Annotated in this window: 19 protein-coding genes and 1 riboswitch; of the genes, 6 read left to right on the forward strand and 13 right to left on the reverse strand. The window is 67.4% G+C overall.

The genetic code is table 11. The features are described from left to right. Window positions 1–141 precede the first annotated feature (141 nt). The 4 genes from ACFFU4_RS01800 to ACFFU4_RS01815 form a co-directional block, all read right to left on the reverse strand. Window positions 142–1,515 (reverse strand): L-serine ammonia-lyase, encoded by a 1,374-nt coding sequence (locus ACFFU4_RS01800; RefSeq protein ID WP_377066447.1) that lies wholly within the window; start codon window positions 1,513–1,515, stop codon window positions 142–144. A gap of 96 nt (window positions 1,516–1,611) precedes the next feature. After that, window positions 1,612–2,316 (reverse strand): glutathione S-transferase family protein, encoded by a 705-nt coding sequence (locus tag ACFFU4_RS01805; protein WP_377066449.1) that lies wholly within the window; start codon window positions 2,314–2,316, stop codon window positions 1,612–1,614. A 57-nt stretch (window positions 2,317–2,373) separates the two neighbouring features. Continuing rightward, window positions 2,374–2,688: a DUF1244 domain-containing protein gene (locus ACFFU4_RS01810; protein ID WP_377066451.1), complete on the reverse strand. Its 315-nt coding sequence runs from the start codon at window positions 2,686–2,688 to the stop codon at window positions 2,374–2,376. Between the two features lie 56 nt (window positions 2,689–2,744). Further along, a complete protein-coding gene (locus ACFFU4_RS01815; protein ID WP_377066453.1) occupies window positions 2,745–3,482 on the reverse strand; it encodes an N-formylglutamate amidohydrolase in 738 nt (245 codons plus the stop codon). Window positions 3,483–3,605: 123 nt separating this feature from the next. Here ACFFU4_RS01815 and pyk point away from each other — a divergent pair, with 123 nt between their 5' ends. The 4 genes from pyk to rplT all read left to right on the forward strand — a co-directional run bounded on the left by pyk (window position 3,606) and on the right by rplT (window position 6,017). Next, complete coding sequence (gene pyk, locus ACFFU4_RS01820) at window positions 3,606–5,051, forward strand: pyruvate kinase (protein ID WP_377066455.1); 1,446 nt, start codon at window positions 3,606–3,608, stop codon at window positions 5,049–5,051. A 36-nt stretch (window positions 5,052–5,087) separates the two neighbouring features. Then, a complete protein-coding gene (locus ACFFU4_RS01825) occupies window positions 5,088–5,312 on the forward strand; it encodes a hypothetical protein (protein WP_377066457.1) in 225 nt (74 codons plus the stop codon). Between the two features lie 124 nt (window positions 5,313–5,436). Then, on the forward strand, window positions 5,437–5,637 hold the full coding sequence (gene rpmI / locus ACFFU4_RS01830) for a 50S ribosomal protein L35 (RefSeq protein ID WP_377066459.1): 201 nt from the start codon (window positions 5,437–5,439) through the stop codon (window positions 5,635–5,637). A gap of 14 nt (window positions 5,638–5,651) precedes the next feature. Then, the gene (gene rplT / locus ACFFU4_RS01835) at window positions 5,652–6,017 is read left to right on the forward strand and encodes a 50S ribosomal protein L20 (protein ID WP_377066461.1); all 366 of its coding nucleotides are present in this window, start codon (window positions 5,652–5,654) and stop codon (window positions 6,015–6,017) included. A gap of 66 nt (window positions 6,018–6,083) precedes the next feature. Here the strand turns inward: rplT and thiC are convergent, their stop codons facing one another. Further along, a complete protein-coding gene (gene thiC / locus ACFFU4_RS01840) occupies window positions 6,084–7,898 on the reverse strand; it encodes a phosphomethylpyrimidine synthase ThiC (protein WP_377066463.1) in 1,815 nt (604 codons plus the stop codon). A gap of 108 nt (window positions 7,899–8,006) precedes the next feature. Beyond that, window positions 8,007–8,127, reverse strand: a riboswitch (TPP riboswitch). 136 nt (window positions 8,128–8,263) lie between these two features. Here thiC and ACFFU4_RS01845 point away from each other — a divergent pair. After that, entirely contained in the window at window positions 8,264–9,142 is an 879-nt protein-coding gene (locus ACFFU4_RS01845) for an NAD-dependent epimerase/dehydratase family protein (RefSeq protein WP_377066465.1), read from the forward strand. Window positions 9,143–9,162: 20 nt separating this feature from the next. Here ACFFU4_RS01845 and ACFFU4_RS01850 read toward each other — a convergent pair whose 3' ends face one another. The 8 genes from ACFFU4_RS01850 to greA form a co-directional block, all read right to left on the reverse strand. Next, on the reverse strand, window positions 9,163–9,918 hold the full coding sequence (locus ACFFU4_RS01850; RefSeq protein WP_377066467.1) for a TIGR02186 family protein: 756 nt from the start codon (window positions 9,916–9,918) through the stop codon (window positions 9,163–9,165). Next, window positions 9,918–10,835 carry a sulfite exporter TauE/SafE family protein gene (locus ACFFU4_RS01855; RefSeq protein WP_377066469.1) on the reverse strand — a complete coding sequence of 306 codons (918 nt, stop codon included), beginning with the start codon at window positions 10,833–10,835 and terminating at the stop codon, window positions 9,918–9,920. The genes ACFFU4_RS01850 and ACFFU4_RS01855 overlap by 1 nt, the downstream gene beginning before the upstream one ends. Before the next feature lie 119 nt (window positions 10,836–10,954). Continuing rightward, window positions 10,955–11,371: a GNAT family N-acetyltransferase gene (locus tag ACFFU4_RS01860; RefSeq protein WP_377066471.1), complete on the reverse strand. Its 417-nt coding sequence runs from the start codon at window positions 11,369–11,371 to the stop codon at window positions 10,955–10,957. Further along, entirely contained in the window at window positions 11,361–11,939 is a 579-nt protein-coding gene (tsaB, locus tag ACFFU4_RS01865) for a tRNA (adenosine(37)-N6)-threonylcarbamoyltransferase complex dimerization subunit type 1 TsaB (protein ID WP_377066473.1), read from the reverse strand. Before tsaB ends, ACFFU4_RS01860 begins: the two co-directional genes overlap by 11 nt. Then, entirely contained in the window at window positions 11,929–12,492 is a 564-nt protein-coding gene (locus ACFFU4_RS01870; protein ID WP_377066475.1) for a NifU family protein, read from the reverse strand. The genes tsaB and ACFFU4_RS01870 overlap by 11 nt, the downstream gene beginning before the upstream one ends. Window positions 12,493–12,637: 145 nt before the next feature. Beyond that, window positions 12,638–13,093, reverse strand: a complete 456-nt coding sequence (locus ACFFU4_RS01875) for a universal stress protein (RefSeq protein ID WP_377066477.1) — start codon at window positions 13,091–13,093, stop codon at window positions 12,638–12,640. A 118-nt stretch (window positions 13,094–13,211) separates the two neighbouring features. Continuing rightward, entirely contained in the window at window positions 13,212–14,213 is a 1,002-nt protein-coding gene (locus tag ACFFU4_RS01880; RefSeq protein WP_377066479.1) for a hypothetical protein, read from the reverse strand. Window positions 14,214–14,229: 16 nt separating this feature from the next. Then, the gene (gene greA, locus ACFFU4_RS01885) at window positions 14,230–14,700 is read right to left on the reverse strand and encodes a transcription elongation factor GreA (RefSeq protein WP_377066481.1); all 471 of its coding nucleotides are present in this window, start codon (window positions 14,698–14,700) and stop codon (window positions 14,230–14,232) included. A 292-nt stretch (window positions 14,701–14,992) separates the two neighbouring features. Between greA and ACFFU4_RS01890 the strand changes: the two genes are divergently transcribed. Beyond that, a complete protein-coding gene (locus ACFFU4_RS01890; protein ID WP_377066483.1) occupies window positions 14,993–16,642 on the forward strand; it encodes an electron transfer flavoprotein-ubiquinone oxidoreductase in 1,650 nt (549 codons plus the stop codon). Window positions 16,643–16,654: the final 12 nt, after the last annotated feature.

Genomic DNA, 16,654 nt, shown 5'->3' on the forward strand with positions numbered 1-16,654 from the left:
GCGTCCGCACGGGCAAGGACGGGCGCCGCCTCGCCCGCCCCCGGACCGCCCCTCGCCCCACCGACGCAATACCGACAGAATACCGACGTGATACAGACGCGGCAAAACGCGCCGGACCGTGGCCCGGACCAGCCCTGCCGCTCAGCAATTGGGGATGTTCACCGCCAGCCCGCCGAGTGAGGTTTCCTTGTATTTCTCGCTCATGTCCTGGCCGGTCTGGCGCATGGTCTCGATGCAGGCATCCAGCGGCACGAAATGCGTGCCATCGCCGCGCAGCGCCAGCGACGCCGCGGACACCGCCTTGATCGCGCCCAGCCCGTTGCGCTCGATGCAGGGCACCTGCACCAGCCCTTTCACCGGATCGCAGGTCATGCCCAGATGATGCTCCAGCGCGATCTCGGCCGCGTTCTCGATCTGTGCGGGCGTGCCGCCCAGCACCGCGCAAAGCCCGGCCGCCGCCATCGCCGAGGCGCTGCCCACCTCCGCCTGGCATCCCGCCTCGGCCCCCGAGATCGACGCATTGAACTTCACCAGGCCGCCGATGGCGGCGGCGGTGAGCAGGAAGTCTTCGATCCGCCCCTCATGCGCGCCCGGCACATGCTCCAGCCAGTACTTGATGACCGCCGGCACCACGCCCGCCGCGCCGTTTGTGGGGGCCGTCACGACCTGCCCGCCGGCGGCGTTCTCCTCGTTGACCGCCATGGCATAGGCGCTCATCCAGTCGTTGATCTTGTGCGGCGCGCTCAGGTTGGTGCCGCGCTCGGCCAGAAGCGCCTCGCGGATGCCCCTGGCGCGGCGCTTGACGCCCAGCCCGCCGGGAAGGACCCCGTCGGAGGTCAGCCCCCGCTCGATACAGTCGTCCATCACCTGCCAGATGCGCGCCACGCCCGAGCGCAGGCTTTCCGGCCCGCCGCGGGCGATCTCGTTGGCGCGCTTCATGTCGGCGATGGTCTTGCCGGAGCGTTCCGCCATCTCCAGCATCTCGACCGCGGATTTGAACGGATAGGGCACCGGGTCGCCCTCGTCGGTATCCTTGCCCGCGGCCAGTTCCGCCTCGGTCATCACGAATCCGCCGCCGATGGAATAATAGGTCTCTTGCAGGATCACGTCGCCCTGCGCGTCCGTGGCCATCAGGATCATGCCGTTGGCATGGCCCGGCAGGTTCGGCCCGAAATCGAATTGCAGATCGTCCTTGGGGTGGAATTTCAACTCCGGCAGTCCCGGCGGCGTGACCTTGTGGGTCTCGCGAATCTGTTCAAGCACCTCCTCGGCAACCTCGGCGTCGTAGGTATCGGGGCGAAAGCCCGCGAGCCCCAGGATTGTCGCGCGGTCGCTCGCATGCCCCACCCCGGTAAAGGCGAGCGAGCCGTGCAGCGAGCCCCTGAGCCCCGCGTAGTGGAACGGCTCGGCGCGCATCCGGTCAAGGAAGCGCGCGGCGGCCACCATCGGCCCCATCGTGTGCGACGAGGACGGGCCGATGCCGACCTTGAACATCTCGAAGACAGACAGAAACATGATGCGCTCCCTGGATCGCGTGCGTTATCGGGGTTTTCCGGCCTCGCCACTTGTCCGAAAGCGACCCATCGGGGCCGTGTCGCTGACATGCGCGCCTCACAGCGCCGCGCCCTCGGGCGGGTCGGGCGGCTGCGGGGCGGTGAAGGGCCGTTCGCCCAGCCCCTCGGCGGCGATGGCTGCGCGGGTGCTGTCGCGGGCCTCGAGATCGCGGGCGAGTGCCGCGAGCGCTGGCCAGCGCGCGAGGTCGAACCAGCCCGCGCCGCCCGCCGGGTAGAGCGCGGCCCAACGCAGCCCAGGGCCGAGATAGAGGCCGAGCACGGTGGGACGGGCCCCGCTGAAAAGCACGGGGGCGTCGCATGCCGCGCGCTCCAGAACGTCGAGATGGCGCGCCGTTTCGCCCTGCATGTGACGGCGCAGCATCGCCTGCATGCCGGGATCGGCACCTGCGTATTGATCGGGGTAGAAGATCATGCGCAGCGCCGGGTGCAGCGTGTTGGAGAGATAGAATAGCCATTTGAGCGCTGCTGCGCGCCCCGGATCGCCCGGGGCGGGCACCAGCGCGCCGTGCCGGTCGGCCAGCCACAGCAGGATCGCGCCGGTCTCGAACACCGGGCCATCCGGCGTTTCCAGCACCGGGATCAGCCCCGCGGGGTTGATCGCGAGATAGGCGGGCGACTTTTGCGCCCGCACGCGCCGGTCCACCAGCACGGTACGATAGGGGACGCGCAGTTCCCCGAGCGCGAGCCGCACGATGAGTGAGGCGTTGTCGGGCGCGTAGTGCAGCCGGTAGCCCAGGCTCATGGCGTCCCTCCCTGTGGCGCGGGCGGGCCCTTGAGTATTTTTACCAAGAAGAAACCCCTACCCGCTTTCGCCCACGTTCCGCGCGAAGGCAGCGTCGAAGGCGGCCTGCTTCTCGGCATCGGCATCGGTCTGATGGCGCGCCTTCCACTCGGGATAGGGCATTCCGTAATAGACTTCACGCGCCTCGTCCTTCGACATCTCGATCCCGCGTTCATGGGCGGCCTCCTGATACCAGCGGCTCAGGCAGTTGCGACAGAAGCCGGCGAGGTTCATCAGGTCGATGTTCTGCACGTCGGGGCGCTTGTCCATCAGGTGATGGCGCAGCTTGCGGAAGGCGGCGGCCTCCAGTTCCGTGCGGGTCCGGTCATCCATGATCTCTCTCCCTTCTGGCCAAAGATGGGCCGCGCGGGCGCGCCGCGCAAGGCCCCTCAGACGCCGACCCGCGCCGCCGCATCCTGCAGGACCGGGGCGAGCCGCGCGGCCCAGGCGGCCTGTTGCCTGGGCGTGGCGATCAGGTCATTGCGCAGCTCGATGAGCACGTTGGGCCGCTCATGGACAATGGCATGGCGCGCGATGGTGTCGCCGGGCAGGTGGCCGCCATAGGGCTCGTTGTCGCCCACGCAGAGGTCGGGCTCGGCCCGCAGCCGCGCCAGTAGCGGATGCGCGAGCCGCGTGTCGGCGGCGTAGAGCAGCCCGACATGCCACGGGCGCGGCGGGCGGCCGCGGAATTGCGGGGTGAAGCTGTGGACCGAGACGATCACGGTATCGCCCCGACGTGCCGCAAGCTCGGCCAGCGCGGTGTGATAGGGGCGGTAGAGACGGTTCAGCCGGCGTACGACATCGTCGTCGCTCGGGTGCCGGTTGGCCGGGATCACCGTGCCGTCATAGAGCTTCATGATCAGCGTCGGATCGTCCTCGCCACGATTCGGGTCGATCACGAGGCGCGAGAAGTTGGACAGGATCGCCGGGGCGTCGAGCGCCGCGGCCAATGCGCGCGCCACCCCCGCCGCGCCCACATCCCAGGCGATGTGACGCGCCATGTCTGAAGAGGATATGCCGAGGCTGCCGCCGCCGACGAAACCGGGCACGGCGTTGGTGGCGTGGTCGCAGGTCACGAGCCAGCGGGCGGGGCGCGCGGCACCCTCGATGTGATATGGTTGATGCATGGTCCGGGTTGGTATTTGGTGCCCGCCCGATGTAGGACAGTTGCCCGGAAAAGGGAATTGGGTCATAACGCCTCCGACACACCGTTAGCGATAACAGTTTCGCGATCAGCAAGAGGACAGCAGATGAGAAGGCACCGCAATGTCAAGATCGTGGCCACGCTCGGCCCCGCCTCGTCCGACTACGCCACCATCCGCGCCCTGCACGAGGCGGGCGCGGACGTGTTCCGCCTCAACATGAGCCACGGCAAGCACCACGAGATCGCCGCGCGCCATCGCATCATCCGCGAGATCGAGGCGGAACTGAACAGCCCCATCGCCATCCTTGCCGACCTGCAGGGGCCGAAGCTGCGCGTCGGCACGTTTGCCCGCGGCGAGGAGGAGCTGATCGAGGGGGCAACCTTCCGGCTCGACCTCGACGAGGCAGAGGGCGATGCCACGCGCGTCTGCCTGCCCCATGCGGAGATTTTCGCGGCACTGAAGCCGGGCGCGAACCTGCTGGTCAACGACGGCAAGATCCGCCTGCGGGTAAAGGACTGCGGTGCCGATTTCGCCGAGTGCGAGGTGGTGGTGGGTGGCACCATCTCCAACCGCAAGGGCGTCAACGTGCCCGATGTTGTGCTGCCGGTGGCGGCGCTTTCGGACAAGGACCGCGCCGATCTGGAGTTCGCCTGCGAGCTTGGCGTGGACTGGCTCGCGCTCAGCTTCGTGCAGCGCCCCGAGGACGTGAACGAGGCGCGCACGCTGGCGCAGGGGCGCGCCGCGATCCTGTCGAAGATCGAGAAGCCCGCAGCGGTGACATGCTTCGATGATATCCTTGCCGTCTCGGACGGGATCATGGTGGCGCGCGGCGATCTGGGTGTGGAACTGCCCGTGCAGAACGTGCCGCCCATTCAGAAACGGCTGGTGCGCAAGTGCCGCGCGGCGGCCAAGCCGGTGATCGTCGCCACCCAGATGCTCGAATCGATGATCGAGTCGCCCGTGCCCACCCGCGCCGAAGTATCGGACGTGGCCACCGCCATCTACGAGGGGGCGGACGCGATCATGCTCTCGGCCGAATCGGCAGCCGGCGAGTACCCGGTCGAGGCGGTGACCACGATGGACAACGTCGCCCGCGAGGTCGAGAGCGACCCGACCTATCACGAGGTGATCGAGGCCAGCCGCCGGGTCAACCGCCAGAGCATCGCCGACGCCATCGTCGTGGCCGCGCGCGAGATCGCCGAAACCACCGATATCAAGGCGATCTGCTGCTACACCGAATCGGGGACGACCGCGCTGCTGACGGCGCGCGAGCGGCCGCATGTGCCGATCATCGGGCTGACCAGCCTGCAAAGCACAGCACGGCGGCTGGCGCTGACCTGGGGGGTGAACTGCGTGATGACAGAGCAGCTCACCCGGTTCAAGCTGGCGGTACTCAACGCCGCGCGCGCGGCGCGCGCGCAGGGCTATGCCGACGAGAGCGACCAGATCGTCGTTACCGCCGGCGTGCCCTTCAATGTTCCGGGCACCACCAACATCCTGCGCATCGCGCCATGCAAGGAAAGTTTGATCTACGCCACCGATCCGGGGTAATCACGTCGTTGCGGGTTGTCCCGCGGGGGTGTTTCGATGGATGCGGATCTGGCGATGGCGATCGGGCTGGTGCTGGGCGTTTTCTCGGTGCCTGCGCTGCTCTCGGCGATTTCGGAGGGGCGTGCGCCGCGGGTCGGCGCGCTGGTTATGGTGATCGCGTGCGGCCTCATCCTGTGGGCGATCTCGCACAAGCCCGGCGGCTATACCGTCGGCGATCTGCCCGCCGTCATCCTCAACGTGATGGCGCGCTATATCCCCTGACAGGCACATCGGCGGCTCTTGCACAATGCACGCGGCTGACGTATACGGCGCGCTCAATCCGCTGGTCCGGCCCGGAGAGGCATGCCGAGTCCAGCGGGACGACCGACCGAAAAAGGAGCCGGAAATGCCCAAGATGAAGACCAAGTCGAGCTGCAAGAAGCGGTTCAAGGTGTCCGCCAGTGGCAAGATCATCACCGCACAGGCGGGTAAGCGCCACGGCATGATCAAGCGCACCAACAAATTCATCCGCAACGCGCGTGGCACCACCACGCTGAGCAAGGCTGATGAGGCGATCATCAAGCCTATGATGCCGTATTCGCGTTAAGGAGGATTTGAGAGATGTCACGCACCAAAGGTGGGACCGTTACCCACGCTCGCCACAAGAAGATCACCACCGCGGCCAAGGGCTATTACGGTCGCCGCAAGAACACCTTCAAGGTGGCCGCGCAGGCCGTCGACAAGGCCAACCAATACGCCACCCGCGACCGCAAGAACCGCAAGCGCAATTTCCGCGCGCTGTGGATCCAGCGGATCAACGCCGCCGTGCGCGCACAGGACGAATCGCTGACCTATTCGCGCTTCATCAACGGGCTCAGCCTCGCCGGTGTCGAGGTGGATCGCAAGGTGCTCGCCGATCTCGCCGTGCACGAGCCGGCGGCCTTTGCCGCCATCGTCGATCAGGCAAAGCGCGCGCTCGCGGCCTGACGCCGGTCGCACGCGAGGGACAGGACAGGCGCCGCCCGGGGATCATCCCGGGCGGCGTTTTCCGTTTTAGCCGTCTTCGCCACTATCAACCGGCACGTAGAGGTCGCCGCCTTCACGGTACTTCTCGGCCATCGTCGCCATCCCCTCTTTCTGCGCCTCGGCGCGGATGTCGTGGCTGATCTTCATCGAGCAGAATTTCGGCCCGCACATCGAGCAGAAATGCGCCACCTTGTGCGCCTCCTTGGGCAGGGTCTGATCGTGGAAATCGCGCGCCGTCTCGGGATCGAGCGAGAGGTTGAACTGATCCTCCCAGCGGAACTCGAAGCGCGCGCGGCTCAGCGCATCATCGCGCCGCTGCGCGCCCGGCAGGCCCTTGGCCAGATCGGCGGCGTGAGCCGCGATCTTGTAGGTGATCACCCCGGTTTTCACGTCGTCGCGGTCGGGCAGGCCCAGATGTTCCTTGGGCGTGACGTAGCACAGCATCGCGCAACCGAACCAGCCGATCATCGCCGCCCCGATGCCGCTGGTGATATGGTCATAGACGGGCGCGATATCGGTGGTCAGCGGCCCCAGCGTGTAGAACGGTGCCTCATGGCAGCATTCCAACTGTTTATCCATGTTCTCCTTGATCTTGTGCATGGCGACATGGCCCGGCCCCTCGATCATCACCTGGCAATCCCTGGCCCAGGCGATTTTCGTCAGCTCCCCCAGCGTCTCCAACTCGGCAAACTGCGCGGCGTCGTTGGCATCGGAGATGGAACCGGGGCGCAGCCCGTCGCCCAGCGAAAAGCTCACGTCATATTGGCGGCAGATGTCGCAGATTTCCTCGAAATGCTCGTAAAGAAAGCTCTCGCGGTGATGATGCAGGCACCACTTGGCCATGATTGAGCCGCCGCGCGAGACGATCCCCGTCACCCGCTCCACCGTCATCGGCACCATGTGCAGGCGCACGCCCGCGTGGATGGTAAAGTAATCCACCCCCTGCTCCGCCTGCTCGATCAGCGTGTCGCGAAACACCTCCCATGTCAGGTCCTCGGCGACGCCGTTCACCTTTTCCAGCGCCTGATAGATCGGCACGGTGCCGATGGGGACGGGGCTATTGCGAATGATCCACTCGCGGGTGTTGTGGATGTTGCGTCCCGTGGAGAGGTCCATCACCGTATCGGCCCCCCAGCGGATCGCCCAGACCAGCTTTTCCACCTCCTCCTCCATCGAGGAGGTGACGGCGGAGGTGCCCATGTTGGCGTTGACCTTCACCAGGAAATTGCGCCCGATGATCATCGGCTCAAGCTCGGGGTGGTTGATGTTGGCGGGGATGATGGCACGGCCCGCCGCGATTTCGGACCGGACGAATTCGGGGGTCACATGGTCGGGAATGCTCGCCCCCCAGTCGTTGCCGTCGCGCGTCACCGGTCCCGCCTCACGCAACTGGTTCTCGCGGATCGCCACGAATTCCATCTCGGGCGTGATGATCCCGGCACGGGCATAGGCCAGTTGCGTGGGTGCTGCACCGCCGGTGCCGCGCAGGGGCTGCGCCCGCACCGGAAATTCCACCACCAGCCTCTCACCCGAGACAAAGCCGTTATCCTCGGGCTTCACATGGCGGCCCGCATACCCCGCCACATCGCCGCGCGCCATGATCCAGTCGCGCCGCAGGGGCGGCAGGCCACTGGCCACGTCGATCACGGCCTCGGGGTCGGTATAGGGCCCCGAACTGTCATAGACCGGCAGCGGCCCTTCGCCCGCCGTGGGATGGGTCGCAATCTCGCGCATCGGCACGCGGATATCGGGGTGCAGCGCGCCTGCAACGTATGTCTTGCGCGACGCGGGCAAGGGGCCGGTGGTCACGCTGGGGGCGATGTCATTGGTGGGGATGGTCATGCTTGGTGCTCCTCGTTGCACGGTGCCAAAGAGACCAGATGAGCCGTGGCCGGGGAGCATCGGGGCACAGGTCGCGACCCCGGTTCGGAACCGGCAGACCACCAGCAGGCGCGCGGTTCCTCAGCTTCCTACGCCAGTATCAACTGGGTCAGGTTCAAAGGGTCGCCTCACCGGTGTCACCACCTGTCAGCCTCTCAGTCCCCAAGGCGGGACTCCCCTGCAAGACCGGACGCTAGACGATACCCATGTCCGGGGCAAGCATCGTCCCCGCACGCCTCTCTTGTCGGTGCGCCACGTCGCTTGCTAGACAGGTGGGGGCGAATGCCCGGGCGGGCCCGGCATCCAAGCGAACGGACGGGCCGGGAATGACCGACAAGGCGGACACATCCATCCTTCTCACCGGGGCTTCGGGCCGCGTCGGTCGGATGCTGTGCGCCTGCTGGCAGGACGTGGTCCCCGGCCTCGCGCTCCTCCCGCAATACCGCCGTGCGGCCCCGCAGGGCGCGCTGGCGTGGAATCCGCTCGACGGGCCGGGCGCGCTCCTCGACCATATCGCGGAGACGGGCCGCCGCCCGGCAGCGATCGTGGCGCTCGCGGGCATCACGCCGGGGCCGGGGCGCGACCTGTCGCTCAACACCGCGCTGGCCGAGGCCACGCTCGACGCGAGCGTGGCTGCGGGCGTGCCGCGCGTGCTGCTGGCCTCCTCCTCGGCGGTCTATGGCGGGGACGGCGGCGCGCCCTTCGGCGAGGACGCCCCTCCCGCGCCGGTCAACGCCTACGGCACCGCCAAGCAGGAGATGGAGGCCGCCTGCGCCCCGTGGCGCGCGCGCGGCCTCGACATCTGCGCGATGCGCATCGGCAACGTGGCGGGGGCGGATGCACTGCTGCGCAACGCAGTGCGCGCCGGGCCGGGTGGGGCGGTGGTGATCGACCGCTTCGCCGATGGCGGCGGGCCGGTGCGTTCTTATATCGGTCCGACGACTCTCGCCATGGTGCTCGCCACGCTCTGCCGCCACCCTGGGCCCCTGCCCAGGGTGCTCAACATCGCAGCACCGCGCCCGGTGACGATGACGGCGCTGGCAAAGGCGGCGGGCGCGCGCATCGAAACGCGCCCCGCACCCCAGGGCGCGCATCAGCACATCACCCTCGATTGCCGCCGCCTCGCCGCACTGCACCGGTTCGCCCCCGGCGACAGCACACCGGCAGAGATGGTGCGCCAATGGCGCGCGGCGGGTGTCGCCTGAGCGCCCTTCGCCCGCGTGTCTCAGTTCCGCCGCAGCGCCCGGAACGCCGCCGAGGCCCCCCAGCCCGCGGCGATGGCGATCGCCAGAGACATCAGCCCATAGGCCAGCGGCTGCTGCCGCGACAGGGTAAAGAGCCAGCGCTCCAGCCCCACCTTGCGCACGTCGATCACCGTCTCGAACTGTGACACCACACGCCCCTCGCGGGTGAGAAAAATCCGCGTTCTGTAGGCCCCCTCGGTGAGGTTCGCGGGCAGGCTGATCGCGGTGCGAAACAACGTCTGCTCGTCGAGGGCGACGGCGTTTTCCAACAGTTGATAGGCATTCTGCCGCTCGCGGATGCGGATGAGCGCGTCGGTAAAGCTCTCGACATCGGCGGCCATGCTCGCCGCCCCGACCGAGCGGATCGCGCGCGGGATGGAGACCCGGTGGCGCAAATCCTCGGTATTGGTCAGAACCTGCCCGAACGGCCCGCTCGTGGCCACGGCATAGAAGGTGGGTGCGGCGTCGAGATCGACCGTGTCGGTATTGACCCAGATCCCGAGCACGCGCTCCTTGCGGCGCACCGTCACCGGCTGTGACGGGCCGGCCACGGTGATCACCACATCGAGCGGCACCTCCGATATCGGGGCCTCGCGCTTGACCGCGCCGAAGATCAGGATATCCGACCCCTCGAACGTGGCGGTGATCGCCACCCGGTCCCGCGACAGGCCCAGCACCACCTCCTCGGCGCGCAGGGGCAGGGCGGCGAGAATCAGCAGGAGCGCGAGACGCAGCATCAATGCCCCCCCGCGCCGGAGGCGATGGAATAGAGCTCGGACGGCATCACCAGCAGATCAAAGGCCAGCTTGCCGCAGACCACGAGCACCATGACCGCCAGCAGGATACGCAGTTGCTCGGCCTTCATGCGGGTGCCGATCATGGTGCCGAACTGCGCCCCGATCACGCCGCCGACCAGCAAAAGCACCGCCAGCGCAACATCAACGGTGAAGTTGGTGGTGGCGTGCAGCAGCGTGGTAAAGGCGGTGACGAAGATAATCTGAAAGAGCGACGTGCCCACCACCACCTTGGTCGGCATCCCCAGAAGGTAGATCATCGCCGGGACCATGATGAAGCCGCCACCCACGCCCATGATCGCGGCCAGAATGCCCACCGCCACGCCGACCAGAAGCGGCGGGATCACCGAGATATAGAGCCCCGACGTGCGGAACCGCATCTTGAAGGGCAGCCCGTGCACCCAGCCGTGCTTCTTGCGCTTGGGGGCCACGCCGCGGCGGGTATTGCGGATCGCACGCAGGCTCTCGATGAACATCATCCCGCCGATCACACCCAGGAAAACGACGTAGCAGAGCTTGACCAGAAGATCGACCTGACCCAGCGATTTCAGGTAGTTGAATACCACCACACCGACGGCCGCACCGACCAGGCCACCGATCAGCAGCACCGTGCCCATCGTGAGATCGACGGTCTTGCGGCGCAGATGTGCAAGCACCCCTGAAAATGAGGCGGACATGATCTGTGCCGCCCCGGTCGCCACCGCGACGGCGGGGGAAATACCGATGAAAAACAACAGCGGCGTTAGGATGAACCCGCCGCCCACGCCGAACATACCCGAAAGAATCCCCACGATCCCACCAAGCCCCAACAGCAGGAAGGCGTTGACCGAAACCTCGGCGATGGGGAGATAGATCTGCATGCCGATTGTTAGACCTATGCCAACGCGATATGCAAGGGAGCGGCGCGGTTTGCACCCCGGAAGGTCGGTAAATTCTTGTTGCCGGAAAGGGTATTTCGCAAAGCGCGAAGGTGCGCGGATCAATCCAGCCGCTTTTTCATGACAAGCGCGTCAACAGCCTCGGCATCTGCACGCGGGTAATATCCCGGACGGCACGCGCAGCCGTGCCAGCGCGCGGCGGCATAGAGGGCACGGGCGGCGGCGTTGTCGGCGGCCACTTCGAGAAAGCCGCGCTGCGCGCCGCGCGCCCGCGCCTCCGCCTCGAACGCCGCGAGCGCGGCGCGGGCAAGGCCCGTGCGCCGGTGCGCAGGATCGGTGGCGAGCGTCAGCAATTCCGCCTCATCCGCGATCGCCCGGCCCAGGGCAAAGGCGCGCGCATCGCCGACGACAAAGACATGCGGGCTGTCCAGCAAGGCCGCGAATTCCACCGCCGACCAGTTCCGCCCCTGCCCGGCGAAGGCGCGGGTGTGGGTGGCGGCGAGCGTCTCAGGCGTCATCCAGGATCACCGGCGGCGCGTCGCGGGCGGGGGCGGCATCGGCGGGCCGTGCATAAAGCGGCGCGGGCGGCGGCGCATCGGCGGGGGCCGCTTGCGCCAGCAGCGCGATCAGGCGCGCCGTCTCGGCGGGCGAAGGCGGGCCTGCCGCGTCGGCAACATCCGCAGTCGGGACCAGCGCGGGACCCACGCCGGGGGCCAGGACATGAACCATGCCACGCGGCGCAGGCACGGCGGGCGTGCCGCTCGCGCCGGTCGCCCGGATCACATCGAAGACATTGATTCCAATAGCAGAAATATCCAGCGACAGGGCCAGTCCGCGCGCCGCGGCGACGGAAATCCGGATGCCGGTGAAATTGCCGGGGCCGATGCCCACGCCGATGCGCGACAGGTCGCGCCAGTGCGCGCCGCCCTCGGCCAGCACCTCTTCCAGCAGCGGCATGAGGCGTTCGGCCTGCCCGCGCGCCATCGCCTCGGTGCGGACCGCGAGTACCCGGTCGCCCGACAGCAAAGCGGCCGCGCAATGCGCGGCCGATGTGTCGAACCCCAGTGTCAGCGGATCAGAGCCCAACGGGGCGCACCTCTGTCACCTCGGGGATGTAGTGGCGCAGCAGGTTCTCGATGCCCATCTTGAGCGTGATGGTCGAGGACGGACAGCCCGCGCAGGCCCCCTGCATGTGCAGGTAGACCACCCCGCGCTCGAACCCGTGAAAGGTGATGTCGCCACCGTCCTGTGCCACGGCAGGACGCACGCGGGTATCCAGCAACTCCTTGATCTGGCCCACGATTTCCGAGTCCTCGCCGCTGTGGTCGGCGTGACCGGAGGCACCGCCGCCCTCTTGCGACATGACCGGTTGACCGGATTGGTAATGCTCCATTATCGCGCCGAGGATGGCCGGCTTGACATGGTCCCACTCGGTGTCGTCGGCCTTGGTCACGGTGACGAAATCATTGCCGAGAAACACCCCGGCAACCCCGGGCACGCGAAAGATGCGCGCCGCCAGCGGCGAGGCGTCGGTGCCTTCGGCGCTGGGGAAATCGGCGGTGCCGCCCTCGAGCACGGACTGGCCGGGGAGGAACTTGAGCGTCGCGGGGTTGGGCGTGGATTCGGTCTGGATGAACATGGGGGGCCCCTTTTTCAGCTAGGCAAGATATGCGCGCGGGCAGGCCGCGAGTCAAGGTTTGGAACGATTCTAAAACGACGCGGGCCGCTCGCGAACCGACAGGTTCGGAGGGCGAACCACACGGTTCGCGCCATCGGGCGCACGGTCAGGTAATCGCTTCGAGACGGTCCTTGCTGAGATCGCCCGGCACGATGGTGATCGGAATGGGCAGCCCCCCGGAATTGCGGGTCAGTTGCGTGACCAGCGGCCCCGGCCCCTTCTTGTCGGCGGCGGCGCCGAGCACCAGCACGCCGATCTCGGGGTCGTCGCGGACCTGCGCCATGATCTCGGCCACCGGCTCGCCCTCGCGGATGACAAGCTCGGGGTCGACCCCCTGCTTGTCGCGCATCCACTTGGCGAACACCTCGAAATGCGCCTCGATGCGCTCGCGCGCCTCTTCACGCATGATGTCGCCGACGCCGATCCAGTGGTTGAACTCCTCGGGCGGGATCACCGAGAGGATTTCCACCCCACCACCGGTATGCGCCGCGCGCATCGCCGCGAAGCGCATGGCGTTGAGACATTCGCGGCTGTCGTCGAGCACCACGAGAAACTTGCGCATGGGACCGGCCTCCTCAGGCGGGCATCATGACCCGGAACGGGGACCGGGGCAAGAGAGGTAAGGCGCGGATCGTGACCCGTGCGGAATGGAGTATTTGAGCCAAGAAGAAACGCGCCGCTCACGCGAATGTGCCCGCGATGCGCCCCAGAAGCATGAAGGCGCGGGCGGTGCGGGTGTCGGCGAGGTCGGAGATCTCGGCATCGGTGGCGGTCTCGGCGAAATCGGACACCATCCGGTCGAACAGCCGCAGGAAATGGTGCGCCGCGTCGCGGAAAATCGTGTCCTGCTTCATCCGCGCGGCGGTGAGTGCCAGCGACGAGCGGTCGCGGATGCCGCCGAGGGCGGCGATGGGGCGGCCGCGCTCGCCGGCGGCGAAGCGGCGCCAGATCTCGGGGCGGGCCATGTCGGGGCGCAGGTCGTCCATGTAGATGCCGTCCTGCGCCAGCAGGGTGAGCACGTCCTGCGCGGCGCGCACGAGCTGTGCGGTGGGCCGGTCCCTGAGCGCACGGCGCAGCGCGTTGAACCCGGCCTTGTCCTCGGGGCTTTCGGGGAAATTGAGCGCACGGATGAAATCGGCGCGCGCGAGCGGCGGGGACATGTCCTCGGCGGGGGTGCCGAGCGGCAGCACCACCTGGCCCGAGGACGTGTCGGGCGGGGGCGGCGCGGGCGGCGCCGGGCGCGGCGGCTCGGGCGCGCGCACCGAGGAGAAGGTGGCGAGCGCCGTCTCGGTCTTGCGCTGGGCGGCCACGATCTCGTCGAGCTTCTGCGCCACGGTCTTGTCCACCGTCGCGCCGAGCGACTGGTTCTGGGTGATGTAAGCCTCGCGGATGGCGTCTATGGCGGCGCGCAGCCGCGCGCTCTCCTCGCGCATGGTGCGGCTGGCGCGGGCAGCGGTGGCCCCCACCCACAGCAGCGCCACCGGCATGAACACCGCAATCAGCACGATGACGAAATGCAGTGCGCGCCCCGCCGAATCCGGGCCCGGCGCCACCGTGACGATGTAGAGCGCCGACCCGCCGAGCCACGCCACCGAGAGCACCGTGGCAATGATCTCGACCGCGGTCAGCCGCCCGCGCGGCGGGGCGGTGGAGCGCGGTTCGGGATCGTTTGTCGGGGCCATGGGACGGGCCTTTGCCTCAGATATAGGCCACCTTGACCACCTCGTAGGAGCGATCGCCACCCGGCGTGCGGACCTCGACGCTGTCGCCCTCTTCCTTGCCGATGAGGGCGCGGGCGATGGGCGATTTCATGTTGAGCAGGCCCTTCTCGATACTGGCCTCGTGCTCGCCCACGATCTGCCATGTGTGGCGGGCCTCGGTATCCTCGTCGATCAGGGTCACGGTGGCACCGAACTTGATCGCGCCCGACAGGCGCGTGGGGTCGATCACCTCGGCGAGGCTGAGGATGCCCTCGACCTCCTTGATGCGGCCCTCGATGAAGGACTGCTTTTCCTTGGCCGAGTGATATTCGGCATTCTCGCTGAGATCGCCATGCTCGCGCGCCTCGGCGATGGCGCGGATGATGGCGGGGCGCTCGACCGACTTGAGGTGCTTGAGCTCCTTTTCCAGCGCTTCGTGACCGGCGGCTGTCATCGGTATCTTTTCCATTGCGCGCGTCCATCATCGCAAGAGGGGCCGCGAACCCGCAGCCCCGTTGGTGGTGTTCAATTGTGCATCCGAGACTGCACGAAGCGCGCGCCCGATTGCAAGAGCGGATCGCCGGGGCGGCCGGTTTCGCGCGCGTGAACATGGCCGCGAACGCGACAAATTGCCGGTTTCAGGGGGTCGGAACGTCGTGTTTCAATTGACGCCTCGCGCGGGCGCACGATAGTCACTCACGACAGTTTGTTGCGCGGCGGCGGGCGAAGGCTGCGCGCGCCCCGGGGAGAGGATGGAGACGATGAGCGAAGCGACGCGCGAAGCGATGGAATACGACGTGGTGATCGTCGGGGCGGGGCCCGCGGGCCTGTCGGCGGCGATCCGGCTCAAGCAGCTTGACGAGAGCCTCGAGGTCGTGGTGCTGGAGAAGGGCTCGGAGGTGGGCGCGCATATCCTGTCGGGTGCGGTACTCGACCCGTCGGGCCTCGACGCGCTGATCCCCGACTGGAAGGACAAGGGCGCGCCGCTCAACACCCCCGTCACCGAGGACAATTTCTACATGCTGGGCGCGGCGGGCCGGGTGCGCGTGCCGAACTGGCCGATGCCGCCGCTGATGAACAACCACGGCAACTATATCGTCTCGATGGGCAATGTCTGCCGCTGGATGGCCGAACAGGCCGAGGCGCTGGGGGTGGAGATATTCCCCGGCATGTCGTGCTCGGAGATGGTCTATGGCGAGAGCGGCGAGGTGCGCGGCGTGGTCGCGGGCGAGTTCGGGCGTAATCCCGACGGCACGCCGGGCCCCAATTACGAGCCGGGGATGGAGCTGCATGGCAAGTACGTGTTCCTGTCGGAGGGTGTGCGCGGCAGCCTGTCGAAGGAGGTGATCGCGAAATACGATCTCGCCAGCGGTGTCGAGCCGCAGAAATACGGTCTCGGCATGAAGGAAATCTGGGAGGTGGACCCCGACAAGCACCGCGAGGGCAGCGTCACCCACACGATGGGCTGGCCGCTGGGCAAGAACGCCGGCGGCGGCAGCTTTATCTACCACCTGGAGAACAACCAAGTTTACGTGGGCTTCGTGGTGCACCTCAACTACGAAAACCCGCATCTCTATCCGTACATGGAATTCCAGCGCTTCAAGCATCATCCGATGGTCGCCGACCTGCTGAAGGGGGCCAAGCGCGTGGCCTATGGCGCGCGGGCGATCTCGGAGGGCGGCTGGCAGTCGATGCCGAAGATGGTGGCGCCGGGGGTGGCGCTGCTGGGCTGTTCGGTGGGGATGGTCAACGTGCCGCGGATCAAGGGCAACCACAACGCGATGCTGTCGGGCAAGGCCGCCGCCGAGGCCGCGCACGACGCGATCAAGGCGGGCCGCGCGAGCGACGAGCTGGGCGCGTATGAACAGGACGTCCGCGAGGGAGCAATCGGCCGCGACCTGAAAAAGGTGCGCAACGTCAAGCCGCTGTGGTCGAAATTCGGGCTGCTGACCTCGCTCGCGGTGGGCGGTTTCGACATGTGGACCAACACCGCCGGGTTCAGCCTGCTGGGCACGCTAGGGCATGGCAAATCCGACGCCGACGCGACCGGCAAGGCCAGCGATCACACGCCGATCGACTATCCCAGGCCGGATGGCAAGCTGAGCTTTGACCGGCTGACCAACGTGAGCTATTCGATGACCAACCACGAGGAGAGCCAGCCCTGTCACCTGCGGCTGGGCGACCCGGAGGTGCCGACCAGGGTCAACCTGCCGCAATATGCCGAGCCGGCGCAGCGGTATTGCCCGGCGGGGGTCTATGAGGTGGTGCAGGAGGAGGGCAGCGACCCGCGCTTTGTCATCAATTTCCAGAACTGCGTGCACTGCAAGACCTGCGACATCAAGGATCCGAGCAAGAACATCACCTGGGTCACGCCGCAGGGCGGCGACGGGCCGAACTATCCGAACATGTGACGCAGGCGTGAC

The organism is Roseovarius ramblicola, assembly GCF_042430665.1.
In the GTDB taxonomy this organism is placed as follows: domain Bacteria; phylum Pseudomonadota; class Alphaproteobacteria; order Rhodobacterales; family Rhodobacteraceae; genus Roseovarius; species Roseovarius ramblicola.

Coding starts and splice junctions, on each gene's coding strand:
- ACFFU4_RS01800 (WP_377066447.1), bottom strand. CDS start 1,515: ATGTTTCTGTCTGTCTTCGAGATGTTCAAGGTCGGCATCGGCCCGTCC.
- ACFFU4_RS01805 (WP_377066449.1), bottom strand. CDS start 2,316: ATGAGCCTGGGCTACCGGCTGCACTACGCGCCCGACAACGCCTCACTC.
- ACFFU4_RS01810 (WP_377066451.1), bottom strand. CDS start 2,688: ATGGATGACCGGACCCGCACGGAACTGGAGGCCGCCGCCTTCCGCAAG.
- ACFFU4_RS01815 (WP_377066453.1), bottom strand. CDS start 3,482: ATGCATCAACCATATCACATCGAGGGTGCCGCGCGCCCCGCCCGCTGG.
- pyk (WP_377066455.1), top strand. CDS start 3,606: ATGAGAAGGCACCGCAATGTCAAGATCGTGGCCACGCTCGGCCCCGCC.
- ACFFU4_RS01825 (WP_377066457.1), top strand. CDS start 5,088: ATGGATGCGGATCTGGCGATGGCGATCGGGCTGGTGCTGGGCGTTTTC.
- rpmI (WP_377066459.1), top strand. CDS start 5,437: ATGCCCAAGATGAAGACCAAGTCGAGCTGCAAGAAGCGGTTCAAGGTG.
- rplT (WP_377066461.1), top strand. CDS start 5,652: ATGTCACGCACCAAAGGTGGGACCGTTACCCACGCTCGCCACAAGAAG.
- thiC (WP_377066463.1), bottom strand. CDS start 7,898: ATGACCATCCCCACCAATGACATCGCCCCCAGCGTGACCACCGGCCCC.
- ACFFU4_RS01845 (WP_377066465.1), top strand. CDS start 8,264: ATGACCGACAAGGCGGACACATCCATCCTTCTCACCGGGGCTTCGGGC.
- ACFFU4_RS01850 (WP_377066467.1), bottom strand. CDS start 9,918: ATGCTGCGTCTCGCGCTCCTGCTGATTCTCGCCGCCCTGCCCCTGCGC.
- ACFFU4_RS01855 (WP_377066469.1), bottom strand. CDS start 10,835: ATGCAGATCTATCTCCCCATCGCCGAGGTTTCGGTCAACGCCTTCCTG.
- ACFFU4_RS01860 (WP_377066471.1), bottom strand. CDS start 11,371: ATGACGCCTGAGACGCTCGCCGCCACCCACACCCGCGCCTTCGCCGGG.
- ACFFU4_RS01870 (WP_377066475.1), bottom strand. CDS start 12,492: ATGTTCATCCAGACCGAATCCACGCCCAACCCCGCGACGCTCAAGTTC.
- ACFFU4_RS01875 (WP_377066477.1), bottom strand. CDS start 13,093: ATGCGCAAGTTTCTCGTGGTGCTCGACGACAGCCGCGAATGTCTCAAC.
- ACFFU4_RS01880 (WP_377066479.1), bottom strand. CDS start 14,213: ATGGCCCCGACAAACGATCCCGAACCGCGCTCCACCGCCCCGCCGCGC.
- greA (WP_377066481.1), bottom strand. CDS start 14,700: ATGGAAAAGATACCGATGACAGCCGCCGGTCACGAAGCGCTGGAAAAG.
- ACFFU4_RS01890 (WP_377066483.1), top strand. CDS start 14,993: ATGAGCGAAGCGACGCGCGAAGCGATGGAATACGACGTGGTGATCGTC.